The sequence below is a fragment of the Ensifer adhaerens genome (assembly GCF_000697965.2).
Classification (GTDB): domain Bacteria; phylum Pseudomonadota; class Alphaproteobacteria; order Rhizobiales; family Rhizobiaceae; genus Ensifer; species Ensifer adhaerens.
In genome coordinates this window covers 1,553,004-1,572,009 of the sequence record NZ_CP015880.1, presented here as the reverse complement: position 1 = coordinate 1,572,009, position 19,006 = coordinate 1,553,004, and the positions used below count along the sequence as shown (strand labels likewise).

At 62.1% G+C, this 19,006-nt stretch carries 15 protein-coding genes; 11 read left to right on the top strand and 4 right to left on the bottom strand.

Features of this window, described 5'->3' with window-relative positions:
* Complete coding sequence (locus tag FA04_RS07520; RefSeq protein ID WP_034794362.1) at positions 1-468, bottom strand: peroxiredoxin; 468 nt, start codon at positions 466-468, stop codon at positions 1-3.
* A gap of 411 nt (positions 469-879) precedes the next feature.
* On the opposite strand from FA04_RS07520, the gene FA04_RS07515 reads away from it, so the two are divergent.
* Entirely contained in the window at positions 880-4,272 is a 3,393-nt protein-coding gene (locus tag FA04_RS07515; RefSeq protein WP_034794360.1) for a YhdP family protein, read from the top strand.
* A gap of 150 nt (positions 4,273-4,422) precedes the next feature.
* Here the strand turns inward: FA04_RS07515 and tyrS are convergent, their stop codons facing one another.
* On the bottom strand, positions 4,423-5,676 hold the full coding sequence (gene tyrS / locus FA04_RS07510; protein WP_034794357.1) for a tyrosine--tRNA ligase: 1,254 nt from the start codon (positions 5,674-5,676) through the stop codon (positions 4,423-4,425).
* A 100-nt stretch (positions 5,677-5,776) separates the two neighbouring features.
* Between tyrS and FA04_RS07505 the strand changes: the two genes are divergently transcribed.
* On the top strand, positions 5,777-6,898 hold the full coding sequence (locus tag FA04_RS07505) for an anhydro-N-acetylmuramic acid kinase (protein ID WP_034794354.1): 1,122 nt from the start codon (positions 5,777-5,779) through the stop codon (positions 6,896-6,898).
* Between the two features lie 140 nt (positions 6,899-7,038).
* On the top strand, positions 7,039-8,238 hold the full coding sequence (locus tag FA04_RS07500; protein WP_034794350.1) for a GGDEF domain-containing protein: 1,200 nt from the start codon (positions 7,039-7,041) through the stop codon (positions 8,236-8,238).
* Positions 8,239-8,249: 11 nt separating this feature from the next.
* Here the strand turns inward: FA04_RS07500 and FA04_RS07495 are convergent, their stop codons facing one another.
* Both FA04_RS07495 and FA04_RS07490 read right to left on the bottom strand, forming a co-directional pair.
* Positions 8,250-9,068: an alpha/beta fold hydrolase gene (locus FA04_RS07495; RefSeq protein ID WP_034794347.1), complete on the bottom strand. Its 819-nt coding sequence runs from the start codon at positions 9,066-9,068 to the stop codon at positions 8,250-8,252.
* Between the two features lie 205 nt (positions 9,069-9,273).
* Entirely contained in the window at positions 9,274-9,951 is a 678-nt protein-coding gene (locus FA04_RS07490) for an alpha/beta hydrolase (RefSeq protein WP_034794344.1), read from the bottom strand.
* A gap of 224 nt (positions 9,952-10,175) precedes the next feature.
* On the opposite strand from FA04_RS07490, the gene FA04_RS07485 reads away from it, so the two are divergent.
* The 8 genes from FA04_RS07485 (at position 10,176) to FA04_RS07450 (ending at position 19,005) form a co-directional block, all read left to right on the top strand.
* Positions 10,176-11,342, top strand: coding sequence for a cysteine desulfurase family protein (locus FA04_RS07485; protein WP_034794341.1), 1,167 nt, complete (start codon positions 10,176-10,178; stop codon positions 11,340-11,342).
* A 149-nt stretch (positions 11,343-11,491) separates the two neighbouring features.
* A complete protein-coding gene (sufB, locus tag FA04_RS07480) occupies positions 11,492-12,961 on the top strand; it encodes a Fe-S cluster assembly protein SufB (RefSeq protein WP_034794338.1) in 1,470 nt (489 codons plus the stop codon).
* Between the two features lie 80 nt (positions 12,962-13,041).
* Positions 13,042-13,797 carry a Fe-S cluster assembly ATPase SufC gene (gene sufC, locus FA04_RS07475; protein ID WP_034794631.1) on the top strand — a complete coding sequence of 252 codons (756 nt, stop codon included), beginning with the start codon at positions 13,042-13,044 and terminating at the stop codon, positions 13,795-13,797.
* Between the two features lie 22 nt (positions 13,798-13,819).
* Positions 13,820-15,100 (top strand): Fe-S cluster assembly protein SufD, encoded by a 1,281-nt coding sequence (gene sufD / locus FA04_RS07470; protein WP_034794325.1) that lies wholly within the window; start codon positions 13,820-13,822, stop codon positions 15,098-15,100.
* A gap of 129 nt (positions 15,101-15,229) precedes the next feature.
* Positions 15,230-16,471, top strand: a complete 1,242-nt coding sequence (locus FA04_RS07465; RefSeq protein ID WP_034794323.1) for a cysteine desulfurase — start codon at positions 15,230-15,232, stop codon at positions 16,469-16,471.
* Between the two features lie 69 nt (positions 16,472-16,540).
* On the top strand, positions 16,541-16,921 hold the full coding sequence (locus tag FA04_RS07460; RefSeq protein ID WP_034794321.1) for an SUF system Fe-S cluster assembly protein: 381 nt from the start codon (positions 16,541-16,543) through the stop codon (positions 16,919-16,921).
* A gap of 93 nt (positions 16,922-17,014) precedes the next feature.
* Positions 17,015-17,407: a Fe-S cluster assembly scaffold SufA gene (gene sufA, locus FA04_RS07455; protein ID WP_034794319.1), complete on the top strand. Its 393-nt coding sequence runs from the start codon at positions 17,015-17,017 to the stop codon at positions 17,405-17,407.
* A gap of 92 nt (positions 17,408-17,499) precedes the next feature.
* Positions 17,500-19,005 carry a sensor histidine kinase gene (locus tag FA04_RS07450; protein WP_051659306.1) on the top strand — a complete coding sequence of 502 codons (1,506 nt, stop codon included), beginning with the start codon at positions 17,500-17,502 and terminating at the stop codon, positions 19,003-19,005.
* Position 19,006 lies beyond the last annotated feature (1 nt).

Genomic DNA, 19,006 nt, shown 5'->3' with positions numbered 1-19,006 from the left:
TCAGATCGCCTTTGCGGCGTCAAGGACCTCGCGGGCGTGGCCGTCCACCTTCACCTTTTCCCAAACTCTGACGACGACACCGTCGGCGCCGATCAGGAAGGTACTGCGCTCGACACCCATGTACTTGCGCCCGTACATCATCTTCTCGACCCAGACGCCATAGGCTTCGACGACCGACTTCTCCTCGTCGGCAGCGAGCGGCACCGTCAGGTTGTGCTTCTTGGCGAAGCGGTCGTGCTTCTTCACCGAGTCGGGCGAAAGCCCGATCAGGGCTATGCCGGCTGCGGCGAAGTCGTCGGCAAGTTCCGAAAACGAGATCGCCTCAAGCGTGCAGGCCTGCGTATCGTCCTTCGGATAGAAGAACAGAACAACCGGGCGGCCGCGCAGGGCCGAGAGCGAAATCGTACCGCCGCCGTCACGCGGCAGGGTGAAGTCGGGAGCGACATCTCCGGGACCGGGTCTTGCCATGATTAAACCTTCCTTCCGCCAAGTTTTGCAGACAATCGGGCGCTACTGCATGTTTTCATTGGTCTTTGCCGACCAGAGGGCAAAACGTGCAGTGCTCAAGCTAGTCGAGTGACATTTGCGCGCCACAAGGCACGCGGCGCTGTTGGGCATAGCGAAAATCGTCGACTGCCGTCCAGCGCATTTGTGCTAGATTCGACAGGTTTCGGACGGCATGGGCCGCTACGAAACGTTGCAGTCGCCTGCGCGCGCGAATTCCATCGCAGGTGGTCGCTTTCCACAGCATGGTCCCGCGTCCCTTGGTGACTCGGCACGATGACATGTGGTCTACAAGAAGCGAGAAGTGGTCGCCCCGAAATGACAGAGACGGAGGGCGACGACGAAGCTCGTATCGTATGGAGGACGCCCGCGCTGATGAGTGAGATCCGCGGCGAAAAAGTCGGCTTTCGCAAGAAAGACATCGTCGCGTTGCATGCGTTGCCTTCGGCGCAGGCGCACGAACCCATGATCGTGCACGCGCCGCGCAAGAACAAAGCCGCGCGCTTCTGTGCCAAGATCGCACTGCTGACATCGCTGCTCGCGCTTTCCATCGCGGCGATCCTCATTGTCGTCATCGAAAGCGGGGTGATGGACAGCACGCTTAACGCGCGCGCCCGCACCGCACTCAATGCAGCGCTCGGCGATGCCTACCGCGTAGAGGTCGGCAGCACTGTGGTGCGCATGACCGCGGGCGGCGCGATTGCGCTCAGAGCCCGCGAAGTGGCGCTCAGCGAAGCGTCCTCAGGCCAGCCGGTCGCCAAGCTCCGCGCGATCTCGATCGCGCTCGACCCGCTGGCGTTGATGACCGGACGCATCGCCGTCTCCAACCTCGAAGCGGAAGGCGGCGATTTCGATTCCGGGTTGCTGCCGCGCGGCGAACCGCTCGATCTCACCAAGATCCGCATTGCCGACGTTGGCGATACGCTGGAGGCAATCTTCTCCCACGTCGACCGCATATCGCAGATGGCGGCCGGCCGCGGCAGCCAGAAGGTCACGCTGTCGGATTTCAGCTTCTCCGTCATCGGCTCCCGCGATCGCGTCGTGCCCGTCGTCGCCAACGCGCTCGAGTTCAACCGTGACGCGGGCGGCTCGATGAGCGTCAAGGGCAGCGTCACCGTCGACGGGGTGGACGTCGATCTCAGCGCCGACGCCCTTGGCGACAAGGGGCACATGACCGGCTTCGAAGCGTCGATCACCAATCTGCCGCTCGCACCTTTCTTCTACCACGGTAAAGTCGGCTCGGAGCCGCCCTTCGGCGTCGTCGCATCGGCCGGGCTGTCGCTGAAGGCGACGCGGGCCGCCGGCAATGCGAAACCGGATCTGCGCGTGACAGTGCGCACGTCCAAGGGCGAGTTTCACGCGGGCAACCTCGTCTCGACGCTCAATGCCTCGCAAATGGACGTCGCCTATGACTTCGAGCGCTCGTCCGTCGAAATTCTGCCGTCGGCCGTCAAGATCGGCCGTTCGACCTTTCCGTTTACCGGGGCGATTATCGACCTCGACAAGATTGCCGGCGCAACGGAGAAGGGGTTTGCCATCGACCTCCTGCTCAAGAACGCAAGCTCCGCCCCGGAAGACGTCGCCGACGCGCCACTGATCTTCGATGCCAAGGCAAATGGCCGGTTTGTGTCGGACAAGCGCCAACTGATCTTCGACCAGCTCGCCGTGTCGACCCCGCTCGGTTCGATGTTCGGATCGCTTTCCGTCGCCTTCGGCAAGACATCACCGCAGATCAGCTTCGCCTCGGTCAGCGATCGCATGGAGGCGACCGCCGTCAAGCAATTGTGGCCGTGGTGGTTGGCCAAGGGCGCGCGGCGCTGGGCGATCGCCAACCTCTTCGGCGGCACGGTCACCAATGCCCGCATCGAAGTATCGGTCGCCGAGGGGCGGATCGCCTCCAACGAAGGCGAGCTCAAGCTCAACGAGCAGGAGCTCAATATCAACTTCGATATCGACGACACGCGCATCAACATCACCGGCGAGATACCCCCGCTGCGCGACACCTCCGGCAAGTTCAAGCTGAGCGGCCAGCGCATGACAGCCGAGATCGAGAAGGGGACCGCCTTCTTCCCGTCTGGACGCGCGGTCGCGCTCAACGGCGGCGACTTCATCCTTCCCGACGTCTACACGAAACCACTGATGGCGGAGATGAAGATCGAGGTTGGCGGCGATGCCGATGCGATCGCCGAGCTCGTGAGCTACAAGCCGATTCAGGCGCTGCAAAAGACCCCGCTGCTGCCGGAAGATTTCAGCGGTCCTCTGACCGCCGTCGTGGGCGCCCGTTTCGGCCTGATCTCGGATCAGAAGCCGCCGAAGCCGCTCTATCAGGTACAGATGCAGCTCGACAAGGTCACGGTCCAGAAGGCCATGTTCGGGCGCGCCGTAGAGGATCTGGTCGGCACATTTCGGGTAGATAATCAGCAGGCGGTCCTCGATGCGGATGCCCGTATCGAAGGCGCGAAGGTCAAGGTCGCGCTGACGGAACCGGTCGATTCCGGTTCGACCGTCAAGCGTTCGCGCGAGATTTCGGGCTCGCTGGAGCAGGGTGTCTGGCAGAAACTGATACCTGGGCTTTCTCGGATCGTTTCCGGACCGATCACGATCGACGTTGCAATCGACGAGGCGAGCCGGCAGACGGCAGAGATCGACCTCACGAAAGCCCAGCTCTCGCTTCCCTGGATCGGCTGGAGCAAGGGCGTCGGGATTCCGGCCGAGGCGCAGTTCACGTCCTCGATGGACGGCAAGATCGCAACAATCAGCAATTTCACGGTTGCCGGCGACGGCTTTGGTGCGCGCGGCAAGCTGCAGATCGACGATGGCGGTCTGCTCTCGGCGGATCTCGATAATGTCCGCCTGGCGCAGGGCGACGACTTCAAGGTCTCCATCGACCGCACCAGGGGCGGCTACACGGCGTCGCTCAGCGGCGCTGCAGCCGATATCAGGCCGATCCTGGCGCAATTGAAGACCGGAAGCGACCAGAACCAGGGTGGTGGCGACGACATTGCCATCAGGGCCCAGCTCGATCGCGTCACCGGTTTCAATGGCGAATCGCTCTCGAACGTCAATCTGGTCTACGGCGAGCGCGGACGTCAGATCGAGGACGTCAACCTCTCGGCCGTGACGAGCAGCGGTCAGGCGCTGGTTGCCCGGCTCGCCAAGGCCGGTGCCGACAACACGCTAGAGCTGACCACGGGCGATGCCGGCGCGCTGGCGCGGTTTGCCGACATCTACCAGAACATGCGCGGCGGCCTGCTCAATCTCAAACTGCGTGACCGTGGCGGACGCTCCTGGCGCGGCAGCGTCGATATCCGAAAGTTCCAGCTGGTCGGCGAGCAGCGCCTGCAATCGATGGTGTCGACGCCCACCGGTGCCGACGGCCGAAGCCTGAACCAGGCCGTGCGCCGTGACATCGACGTCAGCTCGGCCCGCTTCGAACGCGGCTTCGCGCAACTGGCGCTCGATCGCGGCGCGATTCGCGTCGAAGGCGGCGTGCTGCGCGGCACCGATGTCGGCGCGACCTTCCAGGGAACGGTGCGCGACAACAATGGCATCATGGACATGACTGGCACTTTCATGCCGGCCTATGGGCTGAACCGCATCTTCGGCGAACTGCCGCTGATCGGCGTACTGCTCGGCAACGGCCGCGACCGCGGCCTGCTCGGCATCACCTTCAAGCTCAACGGCCCGTTCAACCAGCCGAAGCTGACGATCAATCCTTTGTCGATCATCGCGCCGGGCGTCTTCCGCAGCATCTTCGAGTTCCAATGAAGAAGGCCGACGCACTGCATGTCCTTAAATCGTCGCCGATTTAAGGACAAAACATGCAGCACTTCAAAGTTCTACAGCGACCTTTGCGCGTCTTAACAGACGCGCGGCGCTGTCGGGCCGGCCCTTCAAATTCTTGAGTGGCGCTCCGGTTCAGGCCGGGCGCACCAGAATGTGCTTCTTCTTGCCGAGCGACAGCTTGACGACATTGTCGGCGGTCACGTCGCCGGTGCCGATGATCCGACGCTCGTCGCTGACGGCCTCGTCGTTGATCCTGACGGCACCGCCCTGGACATGGCGACGAGCCTCGCCGTTGGAAGCGGCAAGACCGGCGCGTACGATCAGCGTCAGCAGGCCGAGGCCGGCTTCAAGCTCAGCAGTCGGGATCTCGACCGAGGGCAGGTCGGCGGCGAGCGCGCCTTCCTCGAAAGTCTTCCGAGCGGTCTCCGCCGCCTGCTCGGCGGCCGGTCGGCCGTGCAGCATGGCGGTGATCTCGGTTGCCAGGATCTTCTTGACCTCGTTGATCTCAGAGCCGCCCAGCTCGGAGAGCCGATCGATCTCGGCCATAGGCAGGGTCGTGTAGAGCTTCAGGAAGCGGGTGACGTCCGCATCCTCGGTGTTGCGCCAGTACTGCCAGAAGTCATAGGCCGACAGCATGTCCGGGTTCAGCCAGATGGCGCCGTTGACCGACTTGCCCATCTTTGCGCCCGACGAGGTGGTCAGAAGCGGCGAGGTCAGGGCATAGAGCTGCTCGGTGCCCATGCGGTGGCCGAGGTCGATGCCGTTGATGATGTTGCCCCACTGGTCCGATCCGCCCATCTGCAGGCGGCAGCCGGTGCGCTTGTGCAGCTCGACGAAGTCGTAGGCCTGCAGGATCATGTAGTTGAATTCGAGGAAGGACAGCGACTGCTCGCGATCAAGCCGCGTCTTGACGCTGTCGAAGGACAGCATGCGGTTGACCGAGAAATGACGGCCGACGTCGCGCAGGAATTCGAGGTAGTTGATGCCGAGCAGCCAGTCGGCGTTGTTGATCATCAACGCGTCCTTGGGGCCTTCGCCATAGCTGAGGTAGTTGGAGAACACCGTCTTGATGCTGGCGATGTTGGCGTCGATCGTCGCCGGCGTCATCAGCTGGCGAGCCTCGTCCTTGAAGGACGGGTCGCCGACCATGCCGGTGCCGCCGCCCATCAGCGAGATCGGCCGGTGGCCGGTCGCCTGCATCCAGTGCAGCATCATGATCTGGATCAGGCCGCCGGCATGCAGGCTCGGCGCCGTCGGGTCGAAGCCGATATAGGCCGTCACGGTTTCCTTCCGGAACAGTTCGTCCAGGCCAGTCTCGTCGGAGATCTGGTGGATGAAGCCACGCTCGCTGAGGGTGTGAAGGAAATCGGACTTGAAACCGGACATGATCTGTCTCTCTTGCGGGGGGAGTTTTTGAACGAACGGGCGTTTAGCACTGTTTTTGCGCATAATCACTTCAAAAGTGATTCTGGAAATATTGACCCGCATGACACAGACAAGAACCGCAATCGGCCTGATGAGTGGCACGAGCATGGACGGCATCGACGTGGCCCTGTTGCGAACCGACGGGGAGACCGTCGTCGAGCGCGGACCATCTGCCAGCTTTCCCTACGACGCGCAATTTCGGGATCGTTTGAAGCAGGGACTGGTCGAAGCGAAGGCGATCACGCAACGCGACCAAAGGCCGGGCGCCCTTGATGCGCTTGAGCGCGACCTGACGCTGCGACACGCAGAAGCGGTCAAGACCTTCCTCAAACAGAACAACCTGTCGGCGGCTGATATCGACGTGCTCGGCTTTCACGGACAGACCGTGCTGCACCGCCCAGACGAGGCCCTGACGGTGCAGATCGGCGACGGCGCGCTCCTTGCCGGAGAAACGGGCATCGATGTCGTCTACGACATGCGCGCCAACGACATGGAACATGGAGGGCAGGGCGCGCCGCTGATCCCCGCCTACCACGCAGCACTGGCGCGAGGCGCGGCCGGCCTTCCAGCACCGGTTGTCTTCGTCAACATCGGCGGCATTTCCAACCTGACCTTCATTGGCGAAGGCGAGACGCTCATTGCCTATGACAGCGGTCCCGGCAACACGCTGATCGACCAGTGGGTCGAAGCGCATGCCGGCATTCCCTTCGACCAGGGCGGCATGATCGCCTGCGAGGGAACGGTGCTGCCGGCGCTTGCCGAACGCTATCTCACCAATGCCTTCTTCACCGCGGCCACGCGCCGCTCGCTGGACCGGAACGATTTTGCACCACCGGCCGGAAGCGATGCCGGCCTTGCCGACGGCGCACGCACGCTTGCCCATGTCACGGCGGCAGCGATCATCAAATCGGCGGGGCACTTGCCACAGCGGCCAGTCACCTATGTCGTCTGCGGCGGCGGCCGGCTCAATCCGGTGATCATGCGTGACCTCGCTTCGCTTGCCGAAGTAGAGGGCGCAACAGTGCTTGCGGCGGAGGCGGTGGGCTTCAACGGCGATTCGATGGAGGCCGAGGCCTGGGCCTACCTCGCCGTACGCGCCTTGCGAGGCCTGCCGCTTACCTATCCGGGAACGACGGGCGTGCGGCAACCGGTCAGCGGCGGCCGGCGCGCGGCAAGAACTTGAAGTTGATCTCGCGTTTCGCCATAAGTCCGTCATCCCAACGGATTAATCAAATTTTCGCAACAGCGAATTAGGATCTCAGCCGCTGCCACTGGAGGTGGCGAGGAGCGGCTTGGTGCCGCACGAGGGTTTCGGGTTCGTCGATGGGTGGTGCGATTTCTCTGCTGGCCGTGAATTTCATCATCGCGCAGATCTTCACGGCCGCATTTCTCATCATTGCCGCAAAGAGCCGGCAGCGGCGTGCGGCGCTCTGGTGCGCTGCCGGATTTGCCGTCGCCTCGCTTGCAGCCGTCTGCGAAACGATCGTTCCCTTTTCCTCGACCCCGCGGCTCTTTGCCGTCAGCGCCTTTGCCTGCGTGCTCGGCGGCTTCTGTCTTCTGCGTTTTGGCCTCGGCCTTTTCTATCAAGTGCCGGTGCGCGTGCCGTTGCTCGGCGCCTTCTTCGTTGCCGGCGTTTCCCTGGACCTGGCGATCTACGACCTGCCGAGAGGCACCTGGGAGCATGCGATCCCGTACCAGGCGCCCTTTGTCGTGATCCAGGCGTGGACGGCATCGGTCGTCCTTCGCTCCGGCCGTCGCACCTTCTTTGACTGGCTGTTGTTCGGCCTGCTGGCGCTCTCGGCCGCCTACTACCTCGTAAAGATCTATGCCGCGGTCGTCGCAGGCTCGGGCGTAACGGCCCAGGACTATGTTTCCAGCCCGTTTGCGCTCATCTCGCAGGCGCTCGGTGCGATCCTCATCGTCGGCGCCGGCCTTGCCATGCTCGGCGCGATGGTCAAGGAGATTGTCGACGACGCGCAGGCGCGCTCGGAAATCGACCTGCTCTCCGGCCTCTACAATCGCCGTGGCTTCATCGAACGGGTCATGCCGCTCCTGCACGCCCGCACCACCCAGACGCCGGGAACAGTCATTCTCGCCGACCTCGATCGCTTCAAGTTGGTCAACGACACCTATGGCCACCTCACGGGCGACGAAGTCATTCGCCGATTCGCCCGGGTGCTGATGGACGTGATGCCCAACCGTGCCGTCGCCGGCCGTCTCGGCGGCGAAGAGTTCGCGGTGTTTCTGCCCTGCACGGACCTGTCGGAAGCGCGCGTCGTCGCCCACGGCATGCGTGCGGCGATCATGTCCCAGCAGATCGGCGGACTTCCGGAAGCAGCAAGGGTGACGGCGAGCTTCGGAGTCACGGCCGTCGGCATCGGCGAGGCGCTCGATCCGGTGATACAGCGCGCCGACGAGGCGCTCTATACGGCCAAGGCCAACGGTCGCAACCGTGTCGAATGTGCCGAAGCACCGACCACGGTCGTCAACCCAAGCGTTCCACACTGGATCGGGCGGTCATAGACGACCGGCGTCTAGGCGATGCATTTCTCTCGGAGAAACCGGAGGATGTCTTCGGTGAACTGGTGCGGGTTCTGCAGTATCGAAAAATGGCTGACCTCAGGCTGGATCAACAGGCCGGCCCCCGGAATGTTGTCGGCGATGAACAGCGTGTCGTCCCGTTTGATGGCTTCCTCATGGTCGCCATCCACCACCCAGACAGGGACCCGGATTTTCTGAAGGTCGCCGGCCGTGATGTTCGGCTGCGAAGTCCACATCGCCATCATCTCGTCGAAGAAGCGCTTAAATCCCCCTGGCGTCGACGACAGCAGGGCGTACTCTTCGCCCGTTCGCGCGATATAGGCGTTGAAGACGACGCTCATGGTAAAATCGTGTGTTCCGGATGGATTGCTGTTTGCCCCGAAGGAAAAGACACCGGCTATGAGATCGGGATGCCGCATCGCCAGCAGGAGCCCGATAATCGCGCCGTCGCTCCAGCCGATGATGACCGCCTTTGGCAACGTCAGGTGAGCCATCAGTGCCATGACATCGCCTGCCATGAGTTCATAGCTCATGCTCCCACCACCTCGGGAGCTGCGTCCGTGACCCCGGCTGTCCATCACGATGACCTGACAGGTTTTGGCGAGCTCCGTGACCTGAAGCCCCCAATAGTCGGAATTGCCGAGCCCGCCATGTAGCAAAATGACGGGAGCACCCGAACCATACACCGCGTGCCAGATCCTGGCGTCCGCGAGCTCGACAACACCCTCACGTCCGCCAGCCGGAAGCTGCGGAGTGGCGGGCAGGGTTAGCCACCTCGGCTCGCACGCCGACACATTCGACACCTGCGACATGGCTCCCTCCCGTGAATGCTGCTCGGCTCTGCCCCACCCAGACAGCCTAGACTTGCACTATACGCCGATCACACGGCGCTGAAACTCATCCTATCGGGTGAGAGTTGTTGCAGCCTTCGGGCGCACGACCATGGGGCGCATTTGTCCATAAAAAACGCCGCGCACCCGAAGGGGTACGCGGCGCTCCTGTACGTGGCCCGGGTTTTCAGCGAATACGCTTGGCGGCCGGCTCCGGTGTCAGTTCGCCGTTGAGGCGACGGTCGAGGTAGTCCTCGCATTCCGTCATCAGGCCTTCGACCTGGCCGTTGAAGAAGTGGTTGGCGCCGGGCACCGTCTTGTGGGTGATGAGAATGCCCTTCTGCGCCTTCAGCTTCTCGACGAGACCGTTGACGTCCTTTTCCGGCGCAACCTTGTCGGAATCACCATTGATGATCAGGCCCGAAGACGGGCAGGGCGCCAGGAACGAGAAGTCGTAGATGTTCGGCTGTGGCGCGACGGCCATGAAGCCTTCGATTTCCGGGCGGCGCATCAGGAGCTGCATACCGATCCAGGCACCGAAGGAATAGCCGGCAACCCAGCAGCTCTTCGAATCCGGATGCAGGCTCTGCACCCAGTCGAGCGCCGATGCCGCATCCGAAAGCTCGCCGGCGCCGTGGTCGAATTCGCCCTGGCTGCGACCGATGCCGCGGAAGTTGAACCGGAGCGTGGTGAAGCCGCGCTTCTGGAACATATAGAAGAGCTGGTAGACGATCTGGTTGTTCATCGTGCCGCCGAACTGCGGGTGCGGGTGCAGGATGATGGCGATCGGCGCGCTCTTCTGCTTCGAAGGCTGATAACGGCCTTCGAGGCGGCCGGCGGGTCCGTTGAAGATGATTTCGGGCATTGGCTCTCCGGGAGTGTTCCTGGTTCGAATCTTGGGTTCAGATCGCGATGAGTCTTGACGAAAGCAGTCAGCTTTTCTAAAACCTAGTTTAGAACCGTTCAAAACTTCTGTGCGGGCATTCCGCCTTGTGCTTCGTCTCATAAGGCAAGCGGCGCGGAAAATTCAAGGAAAATGCATCGCCAGAGGTTGCGGGCCTGTGACCTGTTGATCTAGCGAAGGAAATCATGTCGAGTTCACGCATCTATATGGACTGGAACGCCACGGCGCCGCTTCTGCCCGAAGCGCGCGAGGCTTGCCTGTCGGCGCTCGACCTCCTTGGCAACCCTTCTTCCGTTCACGGAGAGGGCCGCGCGTTGCGCACGTTGATCGAAAACGCCCGTCGCGACGTGGCAGTGCTCTGCGGCGCCAAGCCTGGCAGCGTCATCTTTACCAGCGGCGCCACGGAAGCGGCCAACCTGGTGCTTACGCCCGATTTCCGCATGGGCCGCACGCCGCTGAAGATCGGCCGGCTCTATGCCTCGGCGATCGAGCACCCGGCTGTGCGCGAAGGCGGACGCTTTCCGCGCGAAGCCCTCAGCGAAATCCCGGTGATTTCAGACGGCGTCGTCGATCTCCCGGTGCTGAGGGAGCTGTTATCCGCGCATGATCGCCAGCTCGGCTTGCCGATGGTTGCCGTCATGCTGGTCAACAACGAGACGGGCATCATCCAGCCGATCGCCGCGATCGCCGAGATCGTTCGCGCCCATGGCGGCATTCTCGTCGTCGACGCGGTGCAGGCCGCCGGCCGCGTGCCGCTTTCGATTGAAGACCTCGGCGCCGACTTCCTGATCGTCTCCTCGCACAAGATCGGCGGCCCGAAGGGCGCCGGCGCGCTGGTGGCGCGCGGCGAGGTTATGATGCCCGCACCGCTGATCCGCGGCGGCGGACAGGAAAAGGGGCACCGTTCCGGGACTGAAAATCCGGTGGCGATTGCCGGCTTTGCAGCAGCCGCCCGGAAGGTCGGCGAAGATGTCGGCCAACGAATAGGCGTGGTCACCGCGTTGCGCGACAAGCTCGAAGGCGAGATGCTGGCCGCGGCAACCGACGTGGTTATTCACGGCCGCGACGTTTCGCGCGTTGGCAACACGATCTTCTTCACGCTTCCTGGCCTCAAGGCCGAGACCGGGCAGATTGCCTTCGATCTCGAAGGTGTGGCGTTGTCGGCGGGTTCCGCCTGCTCCTCCGGCAAGGTCGGGCAGAGCCACGTGCTGACGGCGATGGGTTACGATCCGCGCCAGGGCGCACTTCGAATCTCGATCGGCGAGGGCACGACACAGGCTGATATCGACCGTTGCGCCACGGTCTTTGCAAAGGTAGCAGCAAGAAGACGAGCGCCCGGGCAAGCAGCCTGAGCGGAACGACCGGACGAAATTGCGGAAAAGCAATTTTCCGCTTGGCAAACAGGGTGAAAAGCGCCTTTTAGCCATTACATAAGCGGTGTGCCAAGCGCATCGTGTTGACAAGCTGCCGGACCTTGGATCCGGCAAGATTGGAGAACGACATGCCTGCCGTGCAGGAGACCATTGATCAGGTCCGTCAGATCGACGTTGACCAGTACAAATACGGTTTTGAGACGACCATCGAAGTCGAGAAGGCCCCGAAGGGTCTCTCGGAAGACATCATTCGCTTCATCTCCGAGAAGAAAAACGAGCCGGAATGGATGCTGGAATGGCGTCTTGAGGCCTATCGCCGCTGGCTGACGCTCGACGAGCCGACCTGGGCACGCGTCAGCTATCCGAAGATCGACTTCAACGAGATCTACTATTACGCCGCTCCCAAGGGCGTGACGGGCCCGAAGTCGCTCGACGAAGTCGATCCCGAGATCCTCAAGGTCTACGAAAAGCTCGGCATTCCGCTGAAGGAACAGGAAATCCTCGCCGGCGTACAGAAGTCGAAGATCGCCGTCGACGCCGTCTTCGACAGCGTCTCGGTCGTCACCACCTTCAAGGAAGAGTTGAAGAAGGCCGGCGTGATCTTCATGTCGATCTCCGAGGCGATCCGCGAGCACCCTGATCTCGTCAAGAAGTATCTCGGTTCCGTCGTTCCGACGACCGACAACTACTATGCGACGCTGAACTCCGCAGTCTTCACCGACGGCTCCTTCGTCTACGTGCCGAAGGGCGTTCGTTGCCCGATGGAACTGTCCACCTACTTCCGTATCAACGAGAAGAACACCGGCCAGTTCGAGCGCACGCTGATCATCTGCGAAGAGGGCGCCTACGTGTCCTATCTCGAAGGCTGCACCGCACCGCAGCGCGACGAGAACCAGCTTCATGCCGCCGTCGTCGAACTCGTTGCGCTCGATGACGCAGAGATCAAGTACTCGACGGTCCAGAACTGGTATCCGGGCGACAAGGAAGGCAAGGGCGGCATCTACAACTTTGTCACCAAGCGTGGCGATTGCCGTGGCAAGAACTCCAAGATCTCCTGGACGCAGGTCGAAACCGGTTCGGCGATTACCTGGAAGTATCCGTCCTGCATCCTGCGCGGCGACGGTTCGCGCGGCGAGTTCTACTCGATCGCGGTGTCCAACGGTCACCAGCAGATCGACAGTGGCACCAAGATGATCCACCTCGGCAAGAACACGTCGAGCCGCATCGTCTCCAAGGGTATTGCTGCCGGCGTCTCGGAAAACACCTATCGCGGCCAGGTTTCGGCCCACCGCAAGGCCGAGAATGCCCGCAACTTCACCCAGTGCGATTCGCTGCTGATCGGCGACAAGTGCGGCGCGCATACCGTTCCTTACATCGAGGCGAAGAACTCGACGGCACAGTTCGAGCACGAAGCCACGACGTCGAAGATTTCCGAGGACCAGCTGTTCTACTGCCAGCAGCGCGGCATCCCGACCGAAGCGGCGATCGCGCTGATCGTCAACGGCTTCGTCAAGGAAGTCATCCAGGAACTGCCGATGGAATTCGCCGTCGAAGCGCAGAAGCTGATCGGCATCTCGCTTGAAGGCTCGGTGGGCTAAGGCCCTGGACTGAAAATTGAATGGCGCGCACCGAGAGTTTGCGCGCGAACGAACGTTCGTTTCCCAAGAGGACGATAGAAATGCTTGAAATCAAGAACCTGCACGCCCGCATCGCCGAAGACGGCACCGAGATCATCCGCGGCCTGAACCTGACCGTGAAGGCCGGCGAAGTTGCCGCCATCATGGGCCCGAACGGCTCCGGCAAGTCGACGCTCTCCTACATCCTGTCGGGCCGCGAAGATTACGAAGTCACCGAAGGCGACATCCTCTACAACGGCGAAAGCATCCTGGAACTCGACGCGTCCGAGCGTGCGGCCAAGGGCATCTTCCTTGCCTTCCAGTACCCGGTCGAAATCCCGGGCGTTGCCACCATGCAGTTCCTGAAGGTGGCGATGAACGAACAGCGCAAGTATCGCGGTGAAGACGAGCTGACGACGCCGGAATTCATGCGCCGCGTCAAGGAAGCCGCTGCCGAGCTGAAGATCGCACCGGAAATGCTGCGTCGCCCGCTCAACGTCGGCTTCTCCGGCGGTGAGAAGAAGCGCGCCGAAATCCTGCAGATGTCGCTGCTCCAGCCGAAGCTTTGCGTGCTCGACGAAACCGACTCCGGCCTCGACATCGATGCGCTGAAGATCGTCGCCGACGGCGTCAACGCCCTGCGTTCGCCGGATCGCGCCGTCGTCGTCATCACCCACTACCAGCGCCTGCTCGACTACATCGTGCCCGACACGGTGCACGTCCTCTACAAGGGCCAGGTGATCAAGTCGGGCGACAAGACGCTGGCGCACGAACTCGAAGCCAACGGCTACGCGGATATCATCGAGGCCGCAGCTTAGAGCCTGTTGAAGGAGTGTTCGAATGAATATGCAACAGGCAATCAAGATGACGGCGGCCGAGACGGCGCTCGTCGACGCCTATACCGCGCAGATCGGCGATCTGCCGGGTGACGGTTCGGTGCTTTCGGTTCGCGACACGCTGGTGCACGAACTGAGGACTGCGGGTCTGCCGACCCGCCGTGTCGAATCCTGGCACTACACCGACCTGCGCACGCTGCTGCGCGCGGTGCCGGCTACCGATCCGACGGCTTTTGCCGATCGCGTCGACGCGCTGGTTCCGGGCTCGACGGTGTTTTCGGTCCGAAACGGCCAGGCCGAGGTCAAGGGCAACCTTCCCGAGGGCGTGACGGTCCGTTCCTATGTCGACAGCCTGCTCGACGGTTCGGCCACGGCTGGCCTCGCTGTGCTCGGCTTTGACGACGCGATCGGCCGCATCAACGGCGGTCTCGTGCGCGGCGGTCTCGAAATCGCCGTCGGCGATGATGCAACGGTCGAAAATCCGCTGGAAATTCAGCTGGTACAGAGTGTCGGCCAGGCGCATACGCGCTTCCCGGTGACGTTCGGCGCCAACGCCAAGGCAACCGTGATCGAGCGGCATCTGTCGACCAAAGACGGCGAGAGCTTCGTCTCCTCCGTTAGCGACATTACGCTCGCCGACGGTGCCGATGTCATCTGGATCATCCTGCAGCAGCAGGGCGCTGCCGATACCCATCTCGGCCAGATCCGCTTCGACCTCGGCAAGAATGCCAAGCTGCATCTCTTCGTGATCAACGCCGGCGGCAAGCTGGTGCGCCAGGAGATCCATGGCAAGACGAGCGGCGAGGGTGCGGATTTCAAACTGCGCGGCATCAACCTGCTCGGCGGCGAGAGCCACACGGACGTGACCTTCACGCTCGGCCACAACGTACCGCACACCACGTCGACGGAGATCATCCGCAACGTCGTGTTCGATCGTGCCAAGGGCGTGTTCCAGGGCAAGATCCTGGTTGCCAAGGACGCGCAGAAGACCGACGCGAAGATGGCATGCAACACGCTGCTTCTATCCGACGACGCCGATCTCTCGGCGAAGCCTGAGCTGGAGATCTTCGCCGACGACGTGCAGTGCGGCCACGGTGCGACGGTTGCCGATATCGACCACACGCAGCTCTTCTACCTGATGGCGCGCGGTGTTCCGGAAAACAAGGCTCGGGCCATGCTCGTCAATGCCTTTGTTGCCGAGATCGTCGAAGAGCTGGAAGATGACGAGGCGCTGGTCGAGGCGCTGGAAGAGGTCATCTCGACCTGGCTCGACAAGCACGCCTGACGGGCTGTCTGCGTAATTCCTTAAATCGGCGTCGATTTGGGGTAAAATTGCGCGGGACTTCAACATGTTGCAGTGCGCTTAGCGCGTCCTCAGGGACGCGCGGCGACGTGGCGAAATTGGATTGAAGACATGGAACACTCTGTACCGGTGCCCGCCTACGACGTCGAAACGATCCGCAAGGATTTTCCGATCCTGTCGAAAACCGTCTACGGCAAGCCGCTCGTCTATCTCGACAACGGCGCATCGGCACAGAAGCCACAGGTCGTGATCGATGCGATCTCCCATGCCTATTCCAACGAATACGCCAACGTCCATCGCGGCCTGCATTTCCTGTCGAATGCCGCGACGGAAGCCTATGAGGCGGCACGCGAAAAGGTGCGCCGCTTCCTCAATGCCCCGTCGGTCGACAACGTCATCTTCACCAAGTCTTCGACCGAGGCGATCAACACGGTCGCCTATGGCTACGGCATGCCGAAGCTCGGCGAGGGCGACGAGATCGTGCTGTCGATCATGGAGCACCACTCCAACATCGTTCCCTGGCATTTCATCCGCGAACGCCAGGGCGCCAAGCTCGTCTGGATCCCGGTCGATGACGACGGCGCGTTGCACGTCGAAGATTTCGTCAAGTGCCTGACGGACAAGACCAAGCTCATCGCCATCACCCATATGTCGAATGCGCTCGGAACCGTTGTTCCGGTCAAGGAAATCTGCCGCATCGCCCGCGAGCGCGGCATCCCTGTACTCGTCGACGGCAGCCAGGGCGCCGTGCACATGCCAGTCGACGTCCAGGACATCGATTGCGACTGGTACGTGATGACCGGCCACAAGCTCTACGGCCCCTCCGGTGTCGGTGTGCTCTACGGCAAGACGGACCGGCTGAAGGAGATGCGACCGTTCCTCGGCGGCGGTGAGATGATCGAGGTGGTGACCGAGGATTATGTTACCTACAACGATCCGCCGCACCGCTTCGAGGCCGGCACGCCCCCGATCGTGCAGGCAATCGGCCTTGGCTATGCGCTCGATTACATGGACAAGCTTGGTCGTGCAGCGATCCAGGCGCATGAAGCCGATCTGACGGCCTATGCGCGCGAGCGCCTCTCGTCGGTCAATTCGCTGCGGGTCTTCGGCAACACGCCCGACAAGGGTAGCATTTTCGCCTTCGAGCTTGCCGGCATTCATTCGCACGATGTGTCGATGGTAATCGACCGTGCCGGTGTCGCTGTTCGCGCCGGTACCCATTGCGCCCAGCCGCTCTTGAAACGTTTCGGCGTGACCTCCACATGCCGTGCATCCTTCGGGCTCTACAACACACGGGCCGAGGTCGATGCGCTGGTCGACGCGCTGGAGCATGCACGAAAGTTCTTCGCCTAAGAAATTTGTAAAAAGTTCAGGGATTTATCCCAATCTGCTGAACCACTAGAGAAAGTCCAGGAGGCCGACATGAGCCTTGATGCAACGGAAGAAAAGGTCGACGTCCGCGAGGGCATCGTGCATTCGGCGATCCCAACCGAAGAGATTGCGCGCCTCAGCGACGACATCATCGCGGCGCTGAAGACCGTCTACGACCCGGAAATCCCGGCCGACATCTTCGAACTCGGTCTCATCTACAAGATCGACATCGAAGACGACCGCATGGTCAAGATCGACATGACGCTGACAGCACCCGGCTGCCCGGTGGCGGGCGAGATGCCGGGCTGGGTCGAGAACGCCGTCGGCGCCGTCGAGGGCGTCTCGGGTGTGGAGGTCAAAATGACCTTCGATCCGCCGTGGACGCCGGACCGGATGTCCGAGGAAGCACAGGTCGCCGTCGGGTGGTACTGAGCCTCGCGTATTGATCCGTTAAGGCACGGATACTACATTTGATTCTGTAAGGCGCCGGGCCTTTACCCCGGTGACGACAAGGAGAATGAGCCCATGGGCTTTGCCGTGATGAGCCTGACCGATGCTGCTGCCGGCCGCGTGCGCGCGATCGTCGAGAATTCCGGCGCCGATGCCAAGGGCATTCGCGTCGGCATCAAGAAGGGTGGCTGCGCCGGCATGGAATATGCCGTCGATCTCGTGACCGAGCCGAACCCCAAGGACGACCTGATCGAGCATCAGGGCGCCAAGGTCTGGATTGCGCCGGAAGCCGTGCTCTATCTGCTCGGCACGCAGATGGATTTCGAAGTGACGACGCTGCGCTCCGGATTCACCTTCCACAATCCCAACCAGACATCCGCCTGCGGATGTGGCGAATCGGTCGAGCTGAAGCCGGCCGATCTGGCCGCACTTGCGGCACAGGGTGACGCCGTAGTGCGCGCCAACTGAGTTTTACCATTCCTTCAATTGAATAGGTCGGCCCGGTTTTCGCCGGGCCTTTTTTCTGCTGAGATACACATCTATGGAATAGGGAGAGGGACATGGCGGCGTTGAACGAAGATCTCGTCTTCAAGGCGCTCTACGAAACGTTTCCCGATCCCGTGATCATCATCGACGCCGAGCGTATCATCCGTTCCGCGAACAATGCAGCACTTCGCCAGTTCGGTTATCCGTCCGCGGAGTTCATCGACAGATCCGTGCGCCTGATCTACGCGACCGATGCGGAATATGCCAAGCGCCTGCAGAACCGGGCGGCGCGCGTGGACGAAACCGCCCCCCGGACTTCGAACTATCTTTATATCAGGCGTGACGGCTCGACATTCTCCGGGCATCTGCGCACCACGCCCCTGATCAACGACCAAGGCGAAGAACTGGCGCTTATCGGTATCATCAGAGACGTTTCGGACCTGACCGAAGCGGTGAGCGAACGGCAGAAGGCTTCCGAGATGCTGAATGCGGCCCTCGAAGCAATGCCTGAAGGCTTTGCCATCTTCGACAGGGAGGAACGGCTGGTCGTCTATAACAGGGCCTATCAGGCGATCTGCGGGCCTGCCGGTCCGGCACTCAAGCCCGGCATCACCGCCGAGGAAATCCTGCTCTTGGCGCGCCAGGGCGGTCACTACCCGGACGCCTTGCCGGGCACGCGCGAAGGCAACGAATGGATCGCCTCGCGTCTGCGCGATTTCCGCTATCCGGACGGAAAGCCGAAGATCCACCGCTATGCCGACGACCGCTGGCTGAGGGTGGAGAACATCAAGGCCAAGGATGGCAACACGGTCGTCGCGCGTGTCGATGTCACGGATCTGAAGCGCGCCGAGCTCGCGCTCGAGCGGCAACGGCAGGAACTGGAACACAAGAACGAGGCGCTCGATCAGTTCACCGCCACCGTCTCCCACGATCTCAAGGCGCCGCTTCGGCACATCTCGATGTTCTCCGAGATGATCGAAGACGACCTCAAGGCAGGCAATCAGACCGAACTTGCGGAAAATGCCCGGCACCTGCGCGACAGCGTCCGGCGCATGAACCGCGTGGTCGACAGCCTGCTCGACTATGCGCAGATCGCGCATCGCATCACCGACTGGACCCAGGTGCGGCTGAGCGACGTCGTCTCGGAGACGCTGACGATTCTCGCCGGTGACGCAAACGACGCAAACGCAACCTTCGAGGTAGGCCCACTGCCGGAACTGGAAGGGGATCCCGAGCTGCTGCGCCGCCTGGTCCAGAACCTCGTCGGCAATGCGATCAAGTACCGGCACGCCGACCGCCCCCCGGTCATCCGCATCCACGGCAGCGTTTTGCACCAAACGGTGGAACTGGTCGTAGAGGACAACGGCATCGGCATCGATCCGCGGTTTGCGACGCGCATCTTCGAAGTGTTCCAGCGGCTGCACAAGGATGAAACGGTCTATGGCGGCACGGGAATCGGCTTGTCGCTCGCCAAACGCATCGCCGAAAGCCATGGCGGTTCGATCTGCCTTGACACGAGCTTCCGAGAAGGCGCACGTTTCATCGTGTTGCTTCCGAGGTGGCTGAGGAAGGCGAAGTAGG

What these genes read in the sequence shown, in the direction of transcription:
- FA04_RS07520 (WP_034794362.1), bottom strand. Translation starts at nt 468, where the DNA reads ATGGCAAGACCCGGTCCCGGAGATGTCGCTCCCGACTTCACCCTGCCG.
- FA04_RS07515 (WP_034794360.1), top strand. Translation starts at nt 880, where the DNA reads ATGAGTGAGATCCGCGGCGAAAAAGTCGGCTTTCGCAAGAAAGACATC.
- tyrS (WP_034794357.1), bottom strand. Translation starts at nt 5,676, where the DNA reads ATGTCCGGTTTCAAGTCCGATTTCCTTCACACCCTCAGCGAGCGTGGC.
- FA04_RS07505 (WP_034794354.1), top strand. Translation starts at nt 5,777, where the DNA reads ATGACACAGACAAGAACCGCAATCGGCCTGATGAGTGGCACGAGCATG.
- FA04_RS07500 (WP_034794350.1), top strand. Translation starts at nt 7,039, where the DNA reads ATGGGTGGTGCGATTTCTCTGCTGGCCGTGAATTTCATCATCGCGCAG.
- FA04_RS07495 (WP_034794347.1), bottom strand. Translation starts at nt 9,068, where the DNA reads ATGTCGCAGGTGTCGAATGTGTCGGCGTGCGAGCCGAGGTGGCTAACC.
- FA04_RS07490 (WP_034794344.1), bottom strand. Translation starts at nt 9,951, where the DNA reads ATGCCCGAAATCATCTTCAACGGACCCGCCGGCCGCCTCGAAGGCCGT.
- FA04_RS07485 (WP_034794341.1), top strand. Translation starts at nt 10,176, where the DNA reads ATGTCGAGTTCACGCATCTATATGGACTGGAACGCCACGGCGCCGCTT.
- sufB (WP_034794338.1), top strand. Translation starts at nt 11,492, where the DNA reads ATGCCTGCCGTGCAGGAGACCATTGATCAGGTCCGTCAGATCGACGTT.
- sufC (WP_034794631.1), top strand. Translation starts at nt 13,042, where the DNA reads ATGCTTGAAATCAAGAACCTGCACGCCCGCATCGCCGAAGACGGCACC.
- sufD (WP_034794325.1), top strand. Translation starts at nt 13,820, where the DNA reads ATGAATATGCAACAGGCAATCAAGATGACGGCGGCCGAGACGGCGCTC.
- FA04_RS07465 (WP_034794323.1), top strand. Translation starts at nt 15,230, where the DNA reads ATGGAACACTCTGTACCGGTGCCCGCCTACGACGTCGAAACGATCCGC.
- FA04_RS07460 (WP_034794321.1), top strand. Translation starts at nt 16,541, where the DNA reads ATGAGCCTTGATGCAACGGAAGAAAAGGTCGACGTCCGCGAGGGCATC.
- sufA (WP_034794319.1), top strand. Translation starts at nt 17,015, where the DNA reads ATGGGCTTTGCCGTGATGAGCCTGACCGATGCTGCTGCCGGCCGCGTG.
- FA04_RS07450 (WP_051659306.1), top strand. Translation starts at nt 17,500, where the DNA reads ATGGCGGCGTTGAACGAAGATCTCGTCTTCAAGGCGCTCTACGAAACG.